Here is a 17,036-nt window from a genome sequence, read left to right on the forward strand (position 1 = left end):
TCTCCAGTACGAACGTCGATGTCGCCACCGCCGGCGGTACGCGCGCACGCCCCGAGCCCCTGGCAGTACCCGACTGCGGTGCAGATCCGGCTACGGATCCGCCCCAGTCCCGCTGCCGTGCAGATCGTCCTGCACTGTGACACGAACCGGTCGACACGCCCATTCCCCGAGGCGGTGGCCCGACGGGCACGGCGTGCCCGTCGCAGCCGGCAGGTCTTCGGACTCGCGGGCCCGCGGCACACGGCCGCCACCTACTGCCCGCCGCTTCCCGGGCGTGCGCCCAGTGCTCCATGGCGGGGTTCGTTCCCACTCACCGCTGCGGGACAGCCCCGGATTTCCACCGGGTTCCCTCTCACCGCCTGCGCCGATGCGGCGCGGGGCTTCGACGTCCGGCACGGGCTTCGGGGCTCCTCGTGACCGGCCGGACGAACCAGCTGCACGGATCAGCATACAACCCGCGCCCCGCCGATCGGCACCGGACGGCGGAAGATCATCCTCGTAATTCGTCCGAGAGTTCCCCGGCGTGTCCATCGCAAACCCTCGCGGCCTGGAATAACGTCGATTGGGACAGCACCCGCCGCAGCACGCAGGAGGAACAGTGGCCGTCGACGATTCCGCGAAGCGCAATGCCATCCGCGCGACAGTCCAGTCCTACGTCGACGCCGTCGGCGCCACCGACCCCGACGCCGTGCTCGCCCTCTTCGCGCCCGGCGCCACGGTCGAGGACCCCGTGGGCACCGAGCCGCACCGGGGAATCAACGACATCGCCGCCTTCTACGCGAAGTCCGCCGGCTACCGTAACGAATCCGAACTGCTGGACTGCCTCATCTCCGGCGACAGCGCCGCGTTCCGGTTCCGCATCACCACCACGCTGCCGGAGCGCACAGTCGAGGTGACCCCCATCGACGTCATGACCGTCGACGACGATGCGCGGATCACGAGCATGCGGGCGTTCTGGCACACCTCGGACTACCGGGTCGTGCGGCCGCGCTGAGCATCGCTCCGACCGGCGCAGCACTGCGGGCGCACCATGATCAGGCCGTCGTGGCCGGGCCTGTTCCGGTCAGCGGAGCCCGGACGCGACGAACTCCGCCGCGCGTTCGGCGAGCATCACCGCAGTGGCGTGCGGCCCCCTGCTGGGCACCCGCGGGAAAACCGAGGTGTCGGCTATGTAGAGCCCGCCGAGCCCGTGCACACGGCAGCGCGGATCCACCACCGCGGTGCCGGGATCGGCCCCCATCGGGCACGTGCCGCTGAGGTGCTGCGACGTGCCCAGGCGCGGCGGCACGCCGTCGATCACCGCGCCCAGCCCCGCCGCGTCCAGCAGCCCGCGCGCCAAGTCCACCGCCGCCGCGGCGGCCGCCTTGTCCCGCGGGTCCGACAGGTAGTGGTGTTCGATCCGGGGCGCCCCCCACGGGTCGGCCGGATGCGGAACCATCCGGCCCCTCCCCCACGGCGACATGAGCGCGGCGCCCAGCACCGACGGCATCGGCGGATTTCCCGGCACCGCGTCGCCGAACGACGCCGTGTAAGGGCGGATCTCCACGGCGCCGTCGCCCGAATCGAGGTTGAGGCAGGCCTCGAGGATCGGCGGTGCGGCGCACTCTTCCGAGACCTGTTCGCCGGCAGGCGGAGCCGGGTTGTATGGGATCGTGATCTCCGGGTGGTCGGAGAACTCGCGCCCCACCCCGGGCAGCGCGTGCACGGCGGCCGCGCCGAGCATCCGCGGATCGCCGATCCCCGAGCGCCACAGAAGTGCCGGCGTCTCGATGGCCCCCGCGGCCAGCACCACGTTGTGCGCTTGCACCTCCAGCAGCGCACCGTCCCGGACCACCTCTACAGCGTGCACCGTGCCCGCCGCGGTCCGCAGCGCCCTCACCGTCGTCCCCGCCCAGACGGTGAGGTTCGGACGGCGTGCCGCGGCCCCGAGGTATGCGGAGCCGGGATCCACGCGCATGCCGCGGTCGATGTTGCACGGCACGGGGCCGACGCCCGCGGGCCCGCCGGCGTTCTTGTCCGGTTCGGCGTGGAAACCCATCGCGCCGGCCGCCGCGACGAAGCGCGCCGTCACCGTGCTCCACGACTCCGCGGTGCGGCGCGACACCGGCACGGGACCGGCATCGCCGTGCAAGGCCGACGACCCGAAGTCGTAGTCGTCCTCCGAGCGCCGGAAGTATGGAAGCGTGTCGCCGTACGACCAGCCGGTCCGTCCAGACCGGCCGCCGACCGCGCTCCCCCACGCGTCGAGATCGGCCGGCGTGGCACGGACGAAATACGCGCCGTTGACCGCGCCGGAGCCGCCCAGGCCGCAGCCCCGCACGAGCGCCCCCGCCACGCCGCGTCGCAGCGTCGTCGCATAGTGGCGTGTGCGCGGCGAGCCGGGCCCGATCGGCAGGATGTGCGCGGGCGACGGCCCGCGCACCGCACCGCCCGCGCCGGCCTCGATCAGCAGCACCGAGCAGGCGGGATCCTCGCTCAGGCGTGCCGCGAGCACCGAGCCGCAGGAGCCGCCGCCGACGATGACCACGTCGACGGCGCGCGGGCCCGCTCCGCCGTTCAGAGCGCGCCGAGACGCCGTGCCGCGACGACGGCCTCGATCCGGTTGTTGGCGCCCACCTTGCGCATGGCGGTGCGCAAGTAGCTCTTGACGGTCTCGGCACCCACGCCGAGACGCTCGCCGATGAGCGCATTGGTGTGCCCCATCGCCACCTGGACGAGGACCTCCCGCTCGCGCGGGCTCAGCCGCACGCGCGGCGGCGCCTGCCTGGACGCCGCAGTGGTCGTCTCGCCGCCGTCGCCGCCCGGCACCGCACCGCCGCCCGGAACCGCACCGGCGCCCGGCACCGCACCGGCACCCGACGCCCCGCCGTCGGCGCCCTCCAGCTGGGCGACCACATCCATGAGCTCATCACGCACTGCGGGATCGTCCACCCGGCCCGCCAGGTCGAGCAGCCGCCGACGGATCTCCGGCGGCGCGTCTTCGAGCGCATGCTCGTCCGGCAGCGGGAAGATCGCACTGGACGGGTTCCGGCGCTCCAGCGCATCACGCACCGCCAGATCCTGCTCGAGCACACGCCCCACGGTGACCATGGAATCGATCACGCGGTCGCCGATCGAGACGGTGCCCCGCAGCGCGCCGTAGAGGACCCCGCGCACGGAGCGGCCCACCATCACGGGCACACCGACCATCGTGCGGATGCCCTCGCCGGTGACGGCCTCGTCGTAGTCGTGGGTGATGGCGTCCGCCCGGGCGTAGTCGTTGACCAGCACGGGCCGCCGCATCGCCATGGCCTTGCCGCCCAGGCCGGAGCCGACCTGCACGCGCAGGCCGCGCATGGTGCCGCTCTTGGCGCCCACGAACTCCGTGATCTGGAGTCTGTCCCTGCCGGTGATCGCGCCGCCGAAGACCATCGGCAGGCCCGACTCCCTGTGCAGCCGGCCGACGGCGTCACGAATGGCCACGCGATCGTCGTGTGCCACCTGTACTCCTTCACCTGAAACCGATCGGCGTCGCGAGCGCACGCGCCGACTGTGGCCCGCTTCCGGGGCATCACCGGCGGGTACCCGCACGCCCGCGCACGGGACGAGACGCCCGTCACATATTACGATAAGCCAGTCCGCGCCCCTATCGCATCCCGATAGACGTATACCCGCGCCCGACGCGCACAGCCACCCCCGTACGGGGGTGCCTCGCAGCATTCCGTGACCGGCGCAGCATTCCGTGACCGGCGCCCCTCCGGATCCGTGCTGCAGCCGACGCCCCAGCGCAGGGAAGTCCGTGGCCTTCCGATAATCGACCTGTCCGCTATCGGTAGGATGGGCGTCTATGAGCCCGCCGACCCCGCTGCCCGAGGACCCCATCGCGGAGGCCCGCCGCCAGTGGGTCGCGCACGGCTGGGGGTCGGTGGCGGACGGTATGGCCGCGGTGACGTCGGTGATGCGTGCACACCAGATCATGCTCAGCCGCGTCGAGAAGGTGCTGCGTCCCCACGGGCTCACGTTCGCGCGGTACGAGATGCTCATGCTCCTGGTGTTCGCGCGCAACGGCGCGCTGCCCATGAATAAGGCCAGCGCGCGCCTGCAGGTGCACCCGACCAGCGTCACCAACGTGGTGGACCGCCTCGAGGCCGCCGGGCTGGTGCGCCGTCAGCCGCACCCCAGCGACCGCCGCACCACGCTGGTCGAGGTCACCGACGAGGGCCGCCGGCTCGCCGATGTGGCCACCGGCAGGCTCAACGACGTGGTCTTCGCCGAACCCGGGCTCACCGGCCCCGGGGTCGAGCAGCTCGTCACGGTGCTCACCGAATTGCGCCGCGGCGCCGGGGACTTCGTGGAGCACTGAGCGATGGCCGCGCCGCCGTGAGCACCCGCGAGTTCGTCCACCGTGTTTCGTCGGTGCCCGGTGTACTCGCGCTGTACGGGTACGCGGCGGACGGGCTGGACGCCGGGCTGCACCGCGGGGTCCCGTCGCGGGGGCTCACCTTCATCCTCAGCATGGACGACCCGGTGGAGGGCGCCGAGACGCTCCCCCACTGGAACGCGGGGCGCCTGAACGCCTTCGACTCTCTCGTTGCCGGACTGCACATCACGCCCGCCTACATCCGGCAGCCCACACGGCAGCGGGGCATCCAGATTTCAGTGCATCCGCTGGCGGCGCCCAGGCTGTTCGGTGTTCCCGCCGGAGAACTGGACCGGCGGACCTGGCCGGCCGAGGACGTGCTCGGCCCCGGCATCACCGCGCTGCGCGAACGACTGCACGAGATCCCCACGTGGAACGGTCGATTCGATGCCGTCGAGGACTATCTGCGCGCCCGCCTGTCCGCGGAGCGGTTCCGGTTCCGCCCGCGCGTCGAGGTGCGGGAGGTCTGGGCGAGGCTGGCCGCGGCGGACGGCGCGGTCCCCGTGTCCGTTCTCGCACGGGAGACGTGCCTGAGCGAACGTCAGCTGACGGTGCTGGTGCGCCGGGAGCTCGGCCTGACGCCACGCGATCTCGGGCGGCTCATGCGGTTCGACGCCGCCTTCGGCGCGCTCACACGCGCCGTGCGCGGCGGTCTCCGTCCCCCGCTGGCCGACCTCGCCGTCGCCCACGGCTACTACGACCAGGCGCACCTGGCGCGCGAGTTCCGGCGCTTCACCGATACCTCGCCCAGCGCGTTCGTGGGCGAGGAGATCGGAAACATCCAAGCCGGGGGCCACCGGCGCGCGCGAGACTGGACGGCATGAACACCACAGACGACACCACCGCCCCGGCGCCCACCGTGTGGCCGTCCCTGCAGGCGCGCGATGCACGGGCGCTCATCGACTGGCTCGTCGGCACGCTCGGCTTCGTCGAGGCCGCCTGCTACACCGACGGCGGGCGCGTCGCGCACGCCCAGCTCGCCTGGCCGGAGGGCGGCGGCATCATGCTCGGCGACCACGAGCCCGGGGCCGAATGGGCACTGGAGCCCGGGACGTTCGGCGCCTACGTCGTCACCGACGACGTCGACGGGCTCTACGCGAAGGTGCGGGCCGCGGGCGCGGACATCATGCGCCCGCTCGCAGACCAGGACTACGGGAACCGGGAGTTCGCCGTGCGCGACCCGGAGGGCAACAAGTGGAGCTTCGGCCCCTACCGCGGCGAACCGGTGCCGCGGTAGGAACGGTTCACGGCAGGGCCGCGAAACGCCGGGGCAGCGCCGCCTCCACCGCCTTCGAAAACGAGGTGAACGGTTCGGCGTCGATGCGCACCGCCTTGCCGCTGCCTTTGCGCTTCCACGTGCCCACGACGCGGCCGCCCGACACGACGGTTCCGCGGAACATCCCGTTGTTCCCCGGAACCACCTTGCCCGCGTGTTCGTCCGGCAGCGCCGCCCCGCGCGTGCCATAGCCCAGCAGGAACTCGTCGAATCCCGGCAGCAGCAGAACCCCGCCGGCGGCGCGTCCGGCCCCGGCGAGCAACTCCGGGGTCTCCGGTGCCATCAGGTATTCGGCGCCGCCCACCGTCCACGACTCGAGGCTGCCGGCGACCTCGGCCACCGCCGCACGGATCGTGTTCAACGGCAACTTGGTCCACCAGGCGAAGTCCCGGACCGTCGCCGGCCCGTGGCTGCCGAAATATCGCAGCACCCACTGCGCCAGCGCCTCGTCGGGCGCCGGCACCGCGGCCGGCCGGATCCAGTCGGACACCGCGACGATGCGCTGGCCGCCGTCCGCGAACGGTCCGAAGCACAGGTCGCCGCCGACGGAGAGGGTGAACAGCAGGCGGTAGCCTCGATAGCTGTCACTCATCAGGCCCGCCTCCGACCACAGGGTCATCAGCCCGTCCCGCGAGAGCGAACCGTGTTCTTCGAGAGCCTCGAATGCCGCCGCCCGCGCCCGATCCAGCAGCGCCTCGTCGACGCCGCGGAGTTCGCGGTTGCGGGCGGTGGCGCGTAGAGTCCGCTCACCGGTGAGCGACAGGATCCAGCCGAGGTCCTCCGCGGGGATCAGGTGCAGCGTGCCGCGCATCGGCCAGGTGCGCACGATCTCGCCCGCGTTCATCGCGTCCACGATCGCCTGGCGCGGGCGGCCCGCCACCCGCAGGGCGGCCGACGTCATCGCACCGGGCAGGTCCTGGCCCTGCATAGCGGACATGTGCCGCACGGCGGACGCCGCGTCCGGCAGCCCGCCGCCCACCAGACGCTGGGCGGCCAGCCGCAGGCGGGCGATCTCCCGCGACTGCGCCGCCGTCGCGCCGCTCACAGGTCCTCCCCGAGGTGCCGCAAGTAGCGCTCTGCAGAGCGGCGGACCGCGGCCTTCGCTCTGCCCTCGACCTGCGAACCGTCGAGCACTTTGCCCCACCACGCTCCGTAGACCACGTCGAAATCGTAGGGTTCGAGCATCCGCACCGCACGGCGGACGGTGTCCGGATGTTCCGGAATGAGGTTGGGATAGCTGTACATGAAGCTCACCCAGCGGCGGTCGGACACCACCTGGAGGATGTCGCCGGAGCACACCGCGCCGCGGCCGTCGGCGCCCTGCCAGTGCACCACTGTGCCGCCGGCGAAGTGCACGCGCAGGTTGAGCAGTGTGCGGCCGGGCAGCACCTCGAGCGTGTCCCCCTCCCACAGCCGCACCGGGTCCGTCCGGCCCCGCACGCAGTGCTCCACCCAATGCGCGTCGTCCGCGTGCACGTACACGGGGATGCCGCCGAAAGCGTCGGACCATTCGAGCATCGCACTGTAGTAGTGCGGGTGCGAGATCGCGATCGCCGCCAGGCCGCCCAGCTCGCCGATGCGCCGGACGGTGTCATCGTCGACCAGGCTGATGCAGTCCCACAGCAGGTTCGCGGGAGTACCGTCGGTGTCCTCGCCCGGCACGATGAGCGCCCGCTGGCCGATACCGAACCACGGCTCGGTGCTCACGCCCCACACCCCGCGCGGCTCCTGACGCAGCACGTTCGCGTGATCGCCGCGGAGCGCCTCGAGCGTCGTCCACTGCTGCCCGCCGTAGCCGACGTACTGGCGTTCCTCGTCACAGACCGGACAGCGGGCGGTGTCGTGGCCGCGGGGGAACTGCACGCCGCAGGTCACGCAGATCGGATGGTCGCTCACGGAACCGATGGTGCCATCCCGGACCGCCTCCCGATATGACAATCTGTCGAGATGCCGGAACATGTCGTGCGCAATCCCGAGTTCGAGCAGACCGTCCGCGACTCGTTCGCGCGGCAGGGCCTCATGTCCACATATGGGGCGCTGCTCGAGCGCGTCGAACCCGGGCTGGTCGACCTCGCCGTGCCGTTCGCCGACGGACTGACCCAGCAGGCCGGCTACTTCCACGCCGGGGTGACGACCGCCGCGGCCGACTCCGCCTGCGGATACGCGGCGTTGACGCTGATGGCTCCGGGCTCGGAGGTGCTCTCCGTCGAGTTCAAGACCAATTTGCTCGCTCCCGCTCGCGGGGAGCGGATCGTCGCACGCGCCCGCGTCGTCCGCTCCGGGCGCACCATCACCGTCTGCCAGGCCGACGTGTACGGCGTGGACGGCACGCGAGAGACGCACTGCGCCACGATGGTCGCGACGATGATCCGCGTGGACGCCGGCTGAGCCTCCGGTTGTCCGTCTCCCATTCCGCCGCCTTCTAGTCCACCGTCACCGGGTCCAGGCAGCTCGACGGCGCATCCACCAGCGAACAACCGGCCGGGGGCCGGCTGGGCGTATAGCCGTCAGGAACCCCTCCCGTGCGGATGATGTCGCGGTAGGCGTCCACACCGTCGGTGGGCCGCCGGGTGAGCTCCGGATCGGTGAGCACGTCGACGGTGTACAGCCCGAACCGGGGCGCGTAGGTGCCCCACTCGTAGTTGTCGGTGAGCGACCAGTAGTTGTAGCCGATCACGTTCATCCCGTCGGCCTTGGCGCGCTGGATCCAGTAGACGTCGTCGCGCAGCGCCGCGGCACGGGTCTGCCCGTCTGCGCGCGGGGCACCGTTGTCGGTGGGCATGCCGTTCTCGACGATGTACAGCGGCTTGCCCGGGAACTTGCGTGCGTAGTACCGCAGCGCGTAGTAGACCCCCTCGGGTTCCAGGGTGGCCTTCCAGTGCTCGTCGAGCAGTGCGTAGACCGCCGTCGGATTCGTGGGCGACACGCCGTAGTAGTAGTCGATGCCGACGTAGTCGAGCCGGTCCGCCACCTTGTCGATGAGCTGGGCGTCCATCACCGGCTCGGCAGTGGGGATGTACGACGCGTTGGTGGTGACCATGGCGCCGGGCTGCACGGCGTGGATGTAGTCGTAGATGGAGCGGTGCGCCTGCGCCATCCGGTCGAACATCACGGGGACGTCCGCCGGCGACAGCCCGCCGTGCTTGACCTCCTGCATCACGTAGGCGGTGCCCTCGTTGAACGTCACCCACAGCGGATCGAGGTGCGCGTAGCGGTCCACCACTTTGCGGGCGTTATCCAGCCATTCGCCGACGATGTCGGGATTCGCCCAGCCGCCCTGGTCCGCCACCCACCCCGGATACACCCAGTGGTCGAGGGTGAGCATCGGGCGCATGCCGGCGTCGGCGATCTCGCGCAGCACGTCGTCGTAGTACTCGAAGGCCTGCTCATCCCACTGGCCCGTTGCGGGCTCCAGGCGCGCCCACTCGATCGAAAGCCGGAAGGTGTTCACCCCGAGGTCCGCCGCGCGCTGAATATCCTCGGGGTAACGGTGGTAGAAGTCGACGGAGTTCCGGTACGGATCGGCGGACCGCTGCGCATACCGCGTCCAGTTGCTGTCCGGGAAATAGCCGCCGGACTGGAACTCCGACATCGCCACGCCCCAGTGGAAATCGTCCCCCGCCGCAGGCAGGCCCTCCGCCGCCGCGAAGTTCTGCGGGACCGCGACGAACCCGATGAGCAGCAAGGCCGAACCGATCATGCGCAAGACCAGAGCAGGCGCAGCGAAACTCTTCAGCATTCCCGGAAATTAGCATCCTGGACGGCCGTTCGGCGTGGTTCCGCGGAACCGCGTGGGTGGTCGCTTAAACATCCGACTCCGGGCTACGGCTCCGGACAGTCCACGGCGGGCGCGTCGATCGCCGGCGGATCACCAGCCTGGTCGACGTACAGGCTCCACAGGAACGCCGTGGTGTCGCCGGTGTTGGTGCCGACGTGTGCGGCGCCCCCGCCGGACATCGGGTCGCCCGGACCTGCGGTGTAAACGGAGCAGTCGTCCAACGTGCGGGTGATGTAGCCGCCGGTGACGAAACCGGGCACGTCGCCGTCGTGGGTGTGCCACCCCGTCGTGCCGCCCGGGGCGAACACGATGACACGCGCGGTCAGGCCGGTCCCACCGATATTCACTGCGCCGAGAGGTATCGGGATGACGCCGGCCGGCGGGGACGCCGAGGCGGCAGGCGCCGCGACCACCGCGAAGGCCGCAGCCACCGCTGCGGACGCCGCGCAGACGGCACCGCGCACCGGGGTTGAACGCCGAGCTCTCGACATGGCCACCTCGCCGGATGCGGAACAGTACCGTCACAGTAGCGCCGCCGCACCGCGCGGCGGCCGTGGTCCGTCATTCCCGCCTCCATCCGCACGCCGCCGGTGCAGGGAGGGCACCGTCGCGACCGGCACACCGGCGACGGTGCGCGGGCCGCTCAGCGGCAGCGCGATCTGGTGGGTGGACGACAATCCCCGGACCTACCGCGAACTGGCCCGACGTCACGCCGAGGGCGCTCGCCCCGCCGGTGACACGACGTTCAGTCCGAGCGATCCGGCCGCGACAGCCAAGCGCCGGTCATAGGCGACGAAGTCCGTGAGATGCTCCGCTATCTGCAATGCGGAAGCAAGGTGCAGGGCGTCGAGGGAACGCAGGGCCGGCAAGCCGACCGACGCGGCGGAGTCGATGACGTGAGGGGTGATCGGGAGCGTATCGACCGCGTCGAGTACCCGCCGTGCCCTGTCGACGAGCTCCGGTAGCCCCTGCCGCCGTGCCACGCGGATCAGCTCCACCCGTGTCAACGCACTCGTCACCTGCGGGACCGCCTCGCGGGATTCGATCCAACCGATGAGCGGCGCGGTCTCCGCCTCCCGCCCGATCAGTTTCACCAGAGCGGACGTATCGAAATAGATCACCTGTCCGCGCGCAATTCGTTGAGGACGCCCGACAGATCCGCCACCGTAAGGTCATCGTCCAGCACCGCGTCGAGAACCCCCGGGTCGAGGACCCCGGCGCGACGGGCGGGCACCAGGATCCCCGCATCGATGAGACTCTCCCGCGTACGTTCCCCCTCCGACACCGGCACCATCCGCGCCACGGTCCGCCCCCTCCTCGTCACGGCGATCTCCGCGCCCGCTTCCACCTCGGCGAGATAACGCGAGGCGTTCTGCCGCAGTTCCCGGACACCGATCGTCTTCACACGTCTATGGTAGCACTCAATGTGCTACAACAGATGCCACCGAGGAGCACCTCAGCCCTTGTTGAATTCCGGCTTTCGCTTCGCGATGAACGCGGACATCCCCTCGGCCTGGCCGGCGGTGGCGAAGGTGGAGTAGAAGATCCGCCGCTCGGTCTTCACGCCCTGCGTCAGCGTGGTCTCGAACGCGGCGTTCACCGCGTCCTTCGCCATGATCGCCGTCGTCTTGGCCATGCCGGCGATGGTGGCGGCCGTTGCCATCGCGGTATCGAGCAGATCGGCCGCCGGAACCACGCGCGCCACAAGCCCCGCACGCTCGGCCTCCTCGGCCCCCATCTGCCGGCCGGTCAGGCACAGGTCCATCGCCTTCGCCTTGCCGACGGCACGGGTGAGCCGCTGGGAACCGCCCATGCCGGGTATGACGCCGAGGGTGATCTCCGGCTGCCCGAACTTGGCGGTGTCGGCTGCGATGATCATGTCGCACATCATCGCCACCTCGCACCCGCCGCCCAGCGCATAACCGGCGACGGCCGCGATGATCGGCGTGCGGGCCCGGACGAGCGCATCCCAGCCGGCGAAGAATTCCTGGCCGTGCACGTCGGCGAAGCCCAGCTCGGCCATCTCCTTGATGTCGGCGCCGGCCGCGAACGCCTTCTCCGAACCGGTGATGACGATCGCGCCGATGCCCGGGTCCGTGTCGAGGCCCGCTACTGCCGCGGTGACCTCGCGCATGACGGTGGAATTGAGCGCGTTGAGCGCCTTCGGCCTGTGCAGCGTCACCACGCCGACGCGGCCGGTGCGCTCCAGGAGAATGGTCTCGTAATCGCCCACTGGTTCAGTTCCCCTTCCCGGACTTGTCCCGGATGTCGTTGATGATGTCGGAGAAGTCGTTGGCTGCCCGTCCCGCGTCGCGCATCTCCGCGTAGCGCTCGGCCATGCGCAGGCCCAGTTCCCCCGCGACGCCGTGCTCGCGCAGGGCGTTCGCCGCCAGCCCCAGGTCCTTGGCCATGAGCCCCACCGCGAAGCCCGCCTCGTAGCCGCGGTTGGCGGGGCTCGTCGGCACCGGGCCCGGCACCGGACAGTTGGTGGTGAGCGCCCAGCACTGGCCGGACGCGTTGGAGGCGACGTCGAAGAGCGCCTGGTTCGACAGGCCCAGCGCCTCGCCCAGCACGAACGCTTCACTGACCGCGTCCATGGAGATCGCGAGGATCATGTTGTTGCACAGCTTCGCCGCCTGGCCGTTGCCCGGGTCGCCGCAGTGCACGATCTTGCGGCCCATGTCCTGCAGCAGCGGTTCGGCGCGCCGGAAGGTCTCCTCGTCGCCGCCGACCATGAACGCGAGCGTCCCGGCCTCGGCCCCCACCACGCCGCCGGAGACGGGGGCGTCCACCATCGCATGGCCTGCGGCCGTGGCCATCTCGTGTGCAGCCCGCGCGTCCGCCACGTCGACGGTGGAGCTGTCGACGAACAACGTGCCCGGCGACGCGGACGGCAGGATGTCGGCGTACAGCTCCAGCACCAGTGCCCCGTTGGGCAGCATGGTGATCACCGTGTCCGCACCGGCGACCGCGTCGGCAGCGGCGGCGGCCACCGTCACTCCCGCGGCCGTGGCAGCCTCCTGCGTCGCGGGCGCCGGGTCGAAGCCGCGCACTGTGTGCCCCGCCTTGACCAGGTTGGCGGCCATGGGGCCGCCCATATGCCCCAGTCCCAGAAATGCGATGGTGCTCATGAGTCAGTCCTTTCGGCGGCCGCAGCGGCCGCGGGTGCCGGGTCGTCGTCGATCCCCCGGGCGTGGCCGCCCGCTGTCACGACGCCACCGTCCTGCCGACGATCATCCGCATGATCTCGTTGGTCCCCTCCAGGATCTGGTGCACGCGCAGATCCCGCACGATCTTCTCCAACCCGTACTCGCTGAGGTATCCGTAGCCGCCGTGCAACTGCAACGCCTCGTTCGCGATCGCGAAGCCGGCGTCGGTCACGTAGCGCTTGGCCATCGCGCACAGCGTCACCTTGTCGGGGGCGTCGCGGTCGAGCGCGTCCGCGGCGCGCCACAGCATCAGCCTGGCGGCCTCCAGGTCGGTCGCCATGTCCGCCAGCTTTCCTTGCAGCACCGGCGAGGTGCTCAGCGGCGCACCGAACGCCTCGCGCTCGCGCAGGTATGCGGCGGTCTGCTCGAATGCCGCGCGGGCACCGCCGAGTGAGCAGGCGGCGATGTTGATGCGCCCGCCGTTGAGCCCGTTCATCGCGATGGCGAAGCCCGACCCCTCCCCGCCCAGCAGGTTCGCCGCGGGAACTCGCACGCCGTCCAGGATGACCTGGCGGGTGGGCTGGCAGTTCCAGCCCATCTTCGACTCGTTCGCGCCGAACGACAGCCCCTCGGCGCCCTTTTCGACCACGAAGGCGGAGACCCCCCGCGGGCCGGCCGAGCCCGTGCGGGCCATGACAACGTAAACGTCGGACACGCCCGCTCCGGAGATGAACTGCTTGACCCCGTCGAGTACGTAGTGGTCGCCTTCGCGCACGGCCCGCGTGCGCAGCGCCGCCGCGTCCGACCCGGCCCCCGGTTCGGTGAGGCAGTAGCTGCCCAGCAGATCCATCGCGCACAGCCCGGGAAGCCAACGCCTGCGCTGCTCCTCGCTCCCGTAGGAGTCGATCATCCACGCGACCATGTTGTGGATGGAGATGTAGCCGGCGGTGGCGGGGCAGGCGGCCGCGATCTCGGCGAAAATGCGCGCCGCATCGATGCGCCGCAGCCCGGACCCGCCCACGTCCTCGCCGACATAGATGCCGCCCATACCCATCGCGGCACCTTTGCGCAGGACGTCCACCGGGAAGTGCTTGTCCCGGTCCCAGTCCAGGGCGTGCGGGGCGACGTGTTCGGCGGCGAAATCCCGCGCGGTGTCGACGATGGCGCGTTCGTCCTCGCTCAGCGCGAACGCGCCCGCCGCCGGTGCCGTATCCACCGTCACTCCATCACCGGCAGCACGAAGTGGTCGGCGTTCTCCTTGAATCCGGACTGCCAGCGCCGCGTGACGGTCTTGGTCTTGGTGTAGAAGCGGATGGAGTCGGGGCCGTGCTGGTTGAGGTCGCCGAATCCGGAGCGCTTCCAGCCGCCGAAGGTGTGGTAGGCCACCGGTACCGGGATCGGCACGTTGACCCCGACCATGCCGGTGTCTACGCGGCTGGCGAAGTTGCGTGCGGTGTCGCCGTCGCGCGTGAAGATCGATACGCCGTTGCCGTACTCGTGGGTCGACGGCAGGTCCAGCGCCTCCTCGTAGTCGTGTGCGCGGACGATGCACAGCACGGGGCCGAAGATCTCCTCGCGGTAGATCGACATGTCTTTGGTGACGTTGTCGAACAGCGTGCTGCCCAGGAAGAACCCGTTCTCGTGCCCGGCGATGGTGATCTCGCGGCCGTCGACCACCAGCTCCGCGCCGGAGTCGATGCCGGCCTGGATGTAGTCGCGCACGCGGGCCACGGCGGCGGCGCTGACCAACGGGCCGTAGTCCACGTCCGGATCGTCGTAGGAGCCGATCGTGAGCTTGTCGATGCGGGCGACGAGCTTCTCGCGCAGCCGGTCCGCGGTCTCCTGCCCCACGGGCACCGCCACGGACAGCGCCATGCACCGCTCCCCCGCCGACCCGTAGGCGGCGCCCACCAGCGCATCCGCCACGTCGTCGAGATCCGCGTCCGGCATGATGATCATGTGGTTCTTGGCGCCGCCGAAGCACTGAGCGCGCTTGCCCCGGGAGGTGGCGCCGGAGTAGATGTACTCGGCGATGTCCGACGATCCGACGAACCCCACAGCCTTGATGCGCGGGTCTTCGAGGATGGCATCCACCGCCGCCTTGTCGCCGTTGACCACGTTGAAGATCCCGGCGGGCAGGCCGGCCTCGATGAACAGCTCCGCCAGCCTCAACGGCACCGACGGGTCGCGTTCCGACGGCTTGAGGATGAACGCGTTGCCGCACGCGATCGCCGGCGCAGCCTTCCACAGCGGGATCATCGCCGGGAAATTGAACGGCGTGATCCCTGCGACCACGCCGAGTGGCTGACGCACCGAGTAGACGTCGATGCCGGTGCCCGCACCCTCGGTGTACTCGCCCTTGAGCAGGTGCGGGATCCCCATCGCGAACTCGACCACGTCCAGCCCGCGGGCGACGTCCCCGTGCGCGTCGGCGATGGTCTTGCCGTGCTCCGAGGCCAGCAGTCGCGCGAGCTCGTCGGCGTTCTCCCGCACCAGATGTGCGAACTTCATCATCACCCGCGCGCGCCGCTGCGGGTTCCACGTCGCCCATTCCTTCTGCGCTACAGCGGCGTCCGCAACGGCTGCAGACACCTCGTCGACGCCCGCCAGCGGCACCCGCGACTGCACGGCGCCGTCGCTGGGGTTGTAGACATCCGCGAACTGCCCGCTGGTGCCGGACACCCGTCGGCCGCCGATGAAGTGCGCAAGTTCCTGCACCATGACGCTCCCGCCTCTCGTGTGATCGTGATGACACGAGAATATACTTGGACTCCCTACTATGTCGAGACCTAGTTTCGGCCACACGAGTCCGCGAATCGGCGATACACGGAAAAGAGGCCTGAGTGCCTGCCCCCCTGGCGCACCGTCGAGGTCACGTGCAACGGTGCGGCCCTCCACGCCGATGAAGGGGGTATACGAGGAGGCGCACCATGCATCGCATAGCACGGATCATCCTGGCCGCCACGCCGGTGCTGCTCGTGTTCCCCGCGGCGTGCGGAGACAGCGCCGACCCTCCCCCCGTCCCCACCACGCAGGACGGCCCCGCGGCATCGCCCCCGCCTGTGTCAGGCTCCCTGGATTCGACCACGGCCGGTTCAGGTCCTACGACATCGAGCGCGCTCCTGCCCGACCCTGTTTATTCCGGCACCGTCTCACCCGGCCCGGCAGCGACCGCCGGACCCATCCCCTCGCCTGCCGACCACACCGCACAGCACACGCTCACCTTCATCGCAGTGGGCGACGGCGGCGCGACCGGACGCCCGGTGGGGTGCGGCGACAGCGCAGTGCCCGTCACCGTCACCACGGCCACGATCGCCCCGCTCGGCGAGCTCTACCGTGCACTGCTCGCCCTGGACGAGCAGCGCTACGGCGCATCCGGCCTGTACAACGCGCTGGCGAGGTCAGATCTGACGTACCAGGCCGCGACTATCGCGGACGGCCATGCGACGATCCGTCTCGCGGGGGATCTGACGATGGGCGGCGAATGCGACATTCCGCGGGTGCGCGCACAACTCACCGACCCCGCACTGCAGTTCCCGAATGTCGACTCGGTGGACGTCTACATCAATGGCACGCCGCTGGACGACGCGCTGTCACTGCGATGACACGCGGCACCGGCCGGCCCCTTCAGGGCCGGCCGGTGCCGCGTGAAGACTTGCGGGCCGACTACACCCAGCGCGCCTGCCCGCCGTCGAGCGGGATCGTCGCACCGGTGAGGTAGCGCGCGTCAGGGCCGACGAGGAATGCGACGGCGCGCCCGATGTCCTGCTCGCACTCGCCGATCCGGCCCATCGGAATGGTGGCGACGAACTCGGCGGCCTCCTCTGGATTGTGCTCTGTCCAGGCTTTGAGACCGGGCGACAGCGCATGCGGCGCAACGGCGTTGACGCGAATGTTGTCACGCCCCCACTCCGAGGCGGCCGCGCGCGACAGCGAGCGCATGGCCTCCTTGGCAGCCGCATATCCGCCATAGTTCGATGTGTCCCACCGCACGGAAGCAGAGGTGACCATGTTGATGACGGCACCGCCGCCGCGCTCCTTCATGACCGGATAGCACAGCTGCATGAGCGAGAGCGCCGCCAACGGCCCGACAGCAAAGGCCTTGTCGACGTGGTGCCGCTTGATCTGCGCGATCGGGCCCAGAACGCTGTAGTTTGCGTTGTTGACGAGGATGTCGATCCCGCCGAGGGCACTGACCACCTCGTCGACCGCCGGCGACAGCTGATCTTCCTTCGCTACGTCGCACTCGACCGCGATCGCGGTGCCCCCCAGCGCTTGGATGGCCTCCACCGTCTCGTCCACCTTGGCCTTGGTGCGTCCCAGCGCCGCGATGCTTGCTCCTTCTTTGGCGAGCGCGAAGGCGACCCCCTCGCCCACGCCTTGACCGGCGCCGGTGATCAGCGCGACCTTGCCGTCCAATGTGCCCATCGATGT

General features: G+C 70.5%; 19 protein-coding genes and 1 riboswitch. Of the genes, 6 read left to right on the forward strand and 13 right to left on the reverse strand.

Going from position 1 to position 17,036, the window contains the following annotated elements; translation table 11 throughout:
* Positions 1-191: 191 nt before the first annotated feature.
* Positions 192-375, reverse strand: a riboswitch (cobalamin riboswitch).
* Between the two features lie 223 nt (positions 376-598).
* Positions 599-994: a nuclear transport factor 2 family protein gene (locus JJ683_RS00215; RefSeq protein WP_200170684.1), complete on the forward strand. Its 396-nt coding sequence runs from the start codon at positions 599-601 to the stop codon at positions 992-994.
* Positions 995-1,063: 69 nt separating this feature from the next.
* Here the strand turns inward: JJ683_RS00215 and mftG are convergent, their stop codons facing one another.
* On the reverse strand, positions 1,064-2,527 hold the full coding sequence (mftG, locus tag JJ683_RS00220; protein ID WP_307810600.1) for a mycofactocin dehydrogenase MftG: 1,464 nt from the start codon (positions 2,525-2,527) through the stop codon (positions 1,064-1,066).
* A gap of 29 nt (positions 2,528-2,556) precedes the next feature.
* Positions 2,557-3,480 carry a LuxR C-terminal-related transcriptional regulator gene (locus JJ683_RS00225; protein ID WP_307810601.1) on the reverse strand — a complete coding sequence of 308 codons (924 nt, stop codon included), beginning with the start codon at positions 3,478-3,480 and terminating at the stop codon, positions 2,557-2,559.
* A gap of 346 nt (positions 3,481-3,826) precedes the next feature.
* Here JJ683_RS00225 and JJ683_RS00230 point away from each other — a divergent pair, with 346 nt between their 5' ends.
* The 3 genes from JJ683_RS00230 to JJ683_RS00240 are packed head-to-tail and all read left to right on the forward strand — an operon-like array spanning position 3,827 to position 5,636.
* On the forward strand, positions 3,827-4,342 hold the full coding sequence (locus JJ683_RS00230; protein ID WP_200170685.1) for a MarR family winged helix-turn-helix transcriptional regulator: 516 nt from the start codon (positions 3,827-3,829) through the stop codon (positions 4,340-4,342).
* A 17-nt stretch (positions 4,343-4,359) separates the two neighbouring features.
* Positions 4,360-5,223, forward strand: coding sequence for an AraC family transcriptional regulator (locus JJ683_RS00235; protein ID WP_200170686.1), 864 nt, complete (start codon positions 4,360-4,362; stop codon positions 5,221-5,223).
* The gene (locus JJ683_RS00240; RefSeq protein WP_200170687.1) at positions 5,220-5,636 is read left to right on the forward strand and encodes a VOC family protein; all 417 of its coding nucleotides are present in this window, start codon (positions 5,220-5,222) and stop codon (positions 5,634-5,636) included. The genes JJ683_RS00235 and JJ683_RS00240 overlap by 4 nt, the downstream gene beginning before the upstream one ends.
* A 7-nt stretch (positions 5,637-5,643) precedes the next feature.
* On the opposite strand, the gene JJ683_RS00245 is transcribed toward JJ683_RS00240, so the two are convergent.
* Together JJ683_RS00245 and JJ683_RS00250 are read right to left on the reverse strand one after the other, a co-directional pair.
* Positions 5,644-6,720 (reverse strand): winged helix DNA-binding domain-containing protein, encoded by a 1,077-nt coding sequence (locus JJ683_RS00245; protein ID WP_307810602.1) that lies wholly within the window; start codon positions 6,718-6,720, stop codon positions 5,644-5,646.
* Positions 6,717-7,571, reverse strand: coding sequence for an MBL fold metallo-hydrolase (locus JJ683_RS00250; RefSeq protein WP_200170688.1), 855 nt, complete (start codon positions 7,569-7,571; stop codon positions 6,717-6,719). Before JJ683_RS00250 ends, JJ683_RS00245 begins: the two co-directional genes overlap by 4 nt.
* Before the next feature lie 51 nt (positions 7,572-7,622).
* On the opposite strand from JJ683_RS00250, the gene JJ683_RS00255 reads away from it, so the two are divergent.
* Entirely contained in the window at positions 7,623-8,063 is a 441-nt protein-coding gene (locus tag JJ683_RS00255; RefSeq protein WP_200170689.1) for a PaaI family thioesterase, read from the forward strand.
* Between the two features lie 34 nt (positions 8,064-8,097).
* Here JJ683_RS00255 and JJ683_RS00260 read toward each other — a convergent pair whose 3' ends face one another.
* The 8 genes from JJ683_RS00260 to JJ683_RS00295 all read right to left on the reverse strand — a co-directional run bounded on the left by JJ683_RS00260 (position 8,098) and on the right by JJ683_RS00295 (position 15,323).
* A complete protein-coding gene (locus JJ683_RS00260) occupies positions 8,098-9,375 on the reverse strand; it encodes a family 1 glycosylhydrolase (protein ID WP_242474272.1) in 1,278 nt (425 codons plus the stop codon).
* 122 nt (positions 9,376-9,497) lie between these two features.
* Positions 9,498-9,944, reverse strand: coding sequence for a cupin domain-containing protein (locus JJ683_RS00265; RefSeq protein ID WP_200170691.1), 447 nt, complete (start codon positions 9,942-9,944; stop codon positions 9,498-9,500).
* 216 nt (positions 9,945-10,160) lie between these two features.
* Complete coding sequence (locus tag JJ683_RS00270) at positions 10,161-10,574, reverse strand: type II toxin-antitoxin system VapC family toxin (RefSeq protein WP_200170692.1); 414 nt, start codon at positions 10,572-10,574, stop codon at positions 10,161-10,163.
* Positions 10,571-10,858, reverse strand: coding sequence for a type II toxin-antitoxin system Phd/YefM family antitoxin (locus tag JJ683_RS00275; protein ID WP_200170693.1), 288 nt, complete (start codon positions 10,856-10,858; stop codon positions 10,571-10,573). Before JJ683_RS00275 ends, JJ683_RS00270 begins: the two co-directional genes overlap by 4 nt.
* A gap of 51 nt (positions 10,859-10,909) precedes the next feature.
* Positions 10,910-11,686 (reverse strand): enoyl-CoA hydratase, encoded by a 777-nt coding sequence (locus tag JJ683_RS00280; RefSeq protein ID WP_200170694.1) that lies wholly within the window; start codon positions 11,684-11,686, stop codon positions 10,910-10,912.
* Positions 11,687-11,690: 4 nt separating this feature from the next.
* Positions 11,691-12,584, reverse strand: a complete 894-nt coding sequence (gene mmsB / locus JJ683_RS00285) for a 3-hydroxyisobutyrate dehydrogenase (protein ID WP_200170695.1) — start codon at positions 12,582-12,584, stop codon at positions 11,691-11,693.
* Positions 12,585-12,660: 76 nt separating this feature from the next.
* Positions 12,661-13,818 (reverse strand): isobutyryl-CoA dehydrogenase, encoded by a 1,158-nt coding sequence (locus JJ683_RS00290; RefSeq protein ID WP_307810603.1) that lies wholly within the window; start codon positions 13,816-13,818, stop codon positions 12,661-12,663.
* A 2-nt stretch (positions 13,819-13,820) separates the two neighbouring features.
* Entirely contained in the window at positions 13,821-15,323 is a 1,503-nt protein-coding gene (locus JJ683_RS00295; protein ID WP_200170696.1) for a CoA-acylating methylmalonate-semialdehyde dehydrogenase, read from the reverse strand.
* Between the two features lie 209 nt (positions 15,324-15,532).
* Between JJ683_RS00295 and JJ683_RS00300 the strand changes: the two genes are divergently transcribed.
* Entirely contained in the window at positions 15,533-16,207 is a 675-nt protein-coding gene (locus tag JJ683_RS00300; RefSeq protein ID WP_200170697.1) for a GerMN domain-containing protein, read from the forward strand.
* A 61-nt stretch (positions 16,208-16,268) separates the two neighbouring features.
* On the opposite strand, the gene JJ683_RS00305 is transcribed toward JJ683_RS00300, so the two are convergent.
* Entirely contained in the window at positions 16,269-17,030 is a 762-nt protein-coding gene (locus JJ683_RS00305; protein WP_200170698.1) for an SDR family NAD(P)-dependent oxidoreductase, read from the reverse strand.
* Between the last annotated feature and the right edge of the window lie 6 nt (positions 17,031-17,036).

The organism is Tomitella cavernea (genome assembly GCF_016599145.1).
In the GTDB taxonomy this organism is placed as follows: Bacteria; Actinomycetota; Actinomycetes; order Mycobacteriales; family Mycobacteriaceae; genus Tomitella; species Tomitella cavernae.

Coding starts and splice junctions, on each gene's coding strand:
- JJ683_RS00295 (WP_200170696.1), bottom strand. CDS start 15,323: ATGGTGCAGGAACTTGCGCACTTCATCGGCGGCCGACGGGTGTCCGGC.
- JJ683_RS00230 (WP_200170685.1), top strand. CDS start 3,827: ATGAGCCCGCCGACCCCGCTGCCCGAGGACCCCATCGCGGAGGCCCGC.
- mmsB (WP_200170695.1), bottom strand. CDS start 12,584: ATGAGCACCATCGCATTTCTGGGACTGGGGCATATGGGCGGCCCCATG.
- JJ683_RS00300 (WP_200170697.1), top strand. CDS start 15,533: ATGCATCGCATAGCACGGATCATCCTGGCCGCCACGCCGGTGCTGCTC.
- JJ683_RS00260 (WP_242474272.1), bottom strand. CDS start 9,375: ATGATCGGTTCGGCCTTGCTGCTCATCGGGTTCGTCGCGGTCCCGCAG.
- JJ683_RS00265 (WP_200170691.1), bottom strand. CDS start 9,944: ATGTCGAGAGCTCGGCGTTCAACCCCGGTGCGCGGTGCCGTCTGCGCG.
- JJ683_RS00305 (WP_200170698.1), bottom strand. CDS start 17,030: ATGGGCACATTGGACGGCAAGGTCGCGCTGATCACCGGCGCCGGTCAA.
- JJ683_RS00255 (WP_200170689.1), top strand. CDS start 7,623: ATGCCGGAACATGTCGTGCGCAATCCCGAGTTCGAGCAGACCGTCCGC.
- JJ683_RS00240 (WP_200170687.1), top strand. CDS start 5,220: ATGAACACCACAGACGACACCACCGCCCCGGCGCCCACCGTGTGGCCG.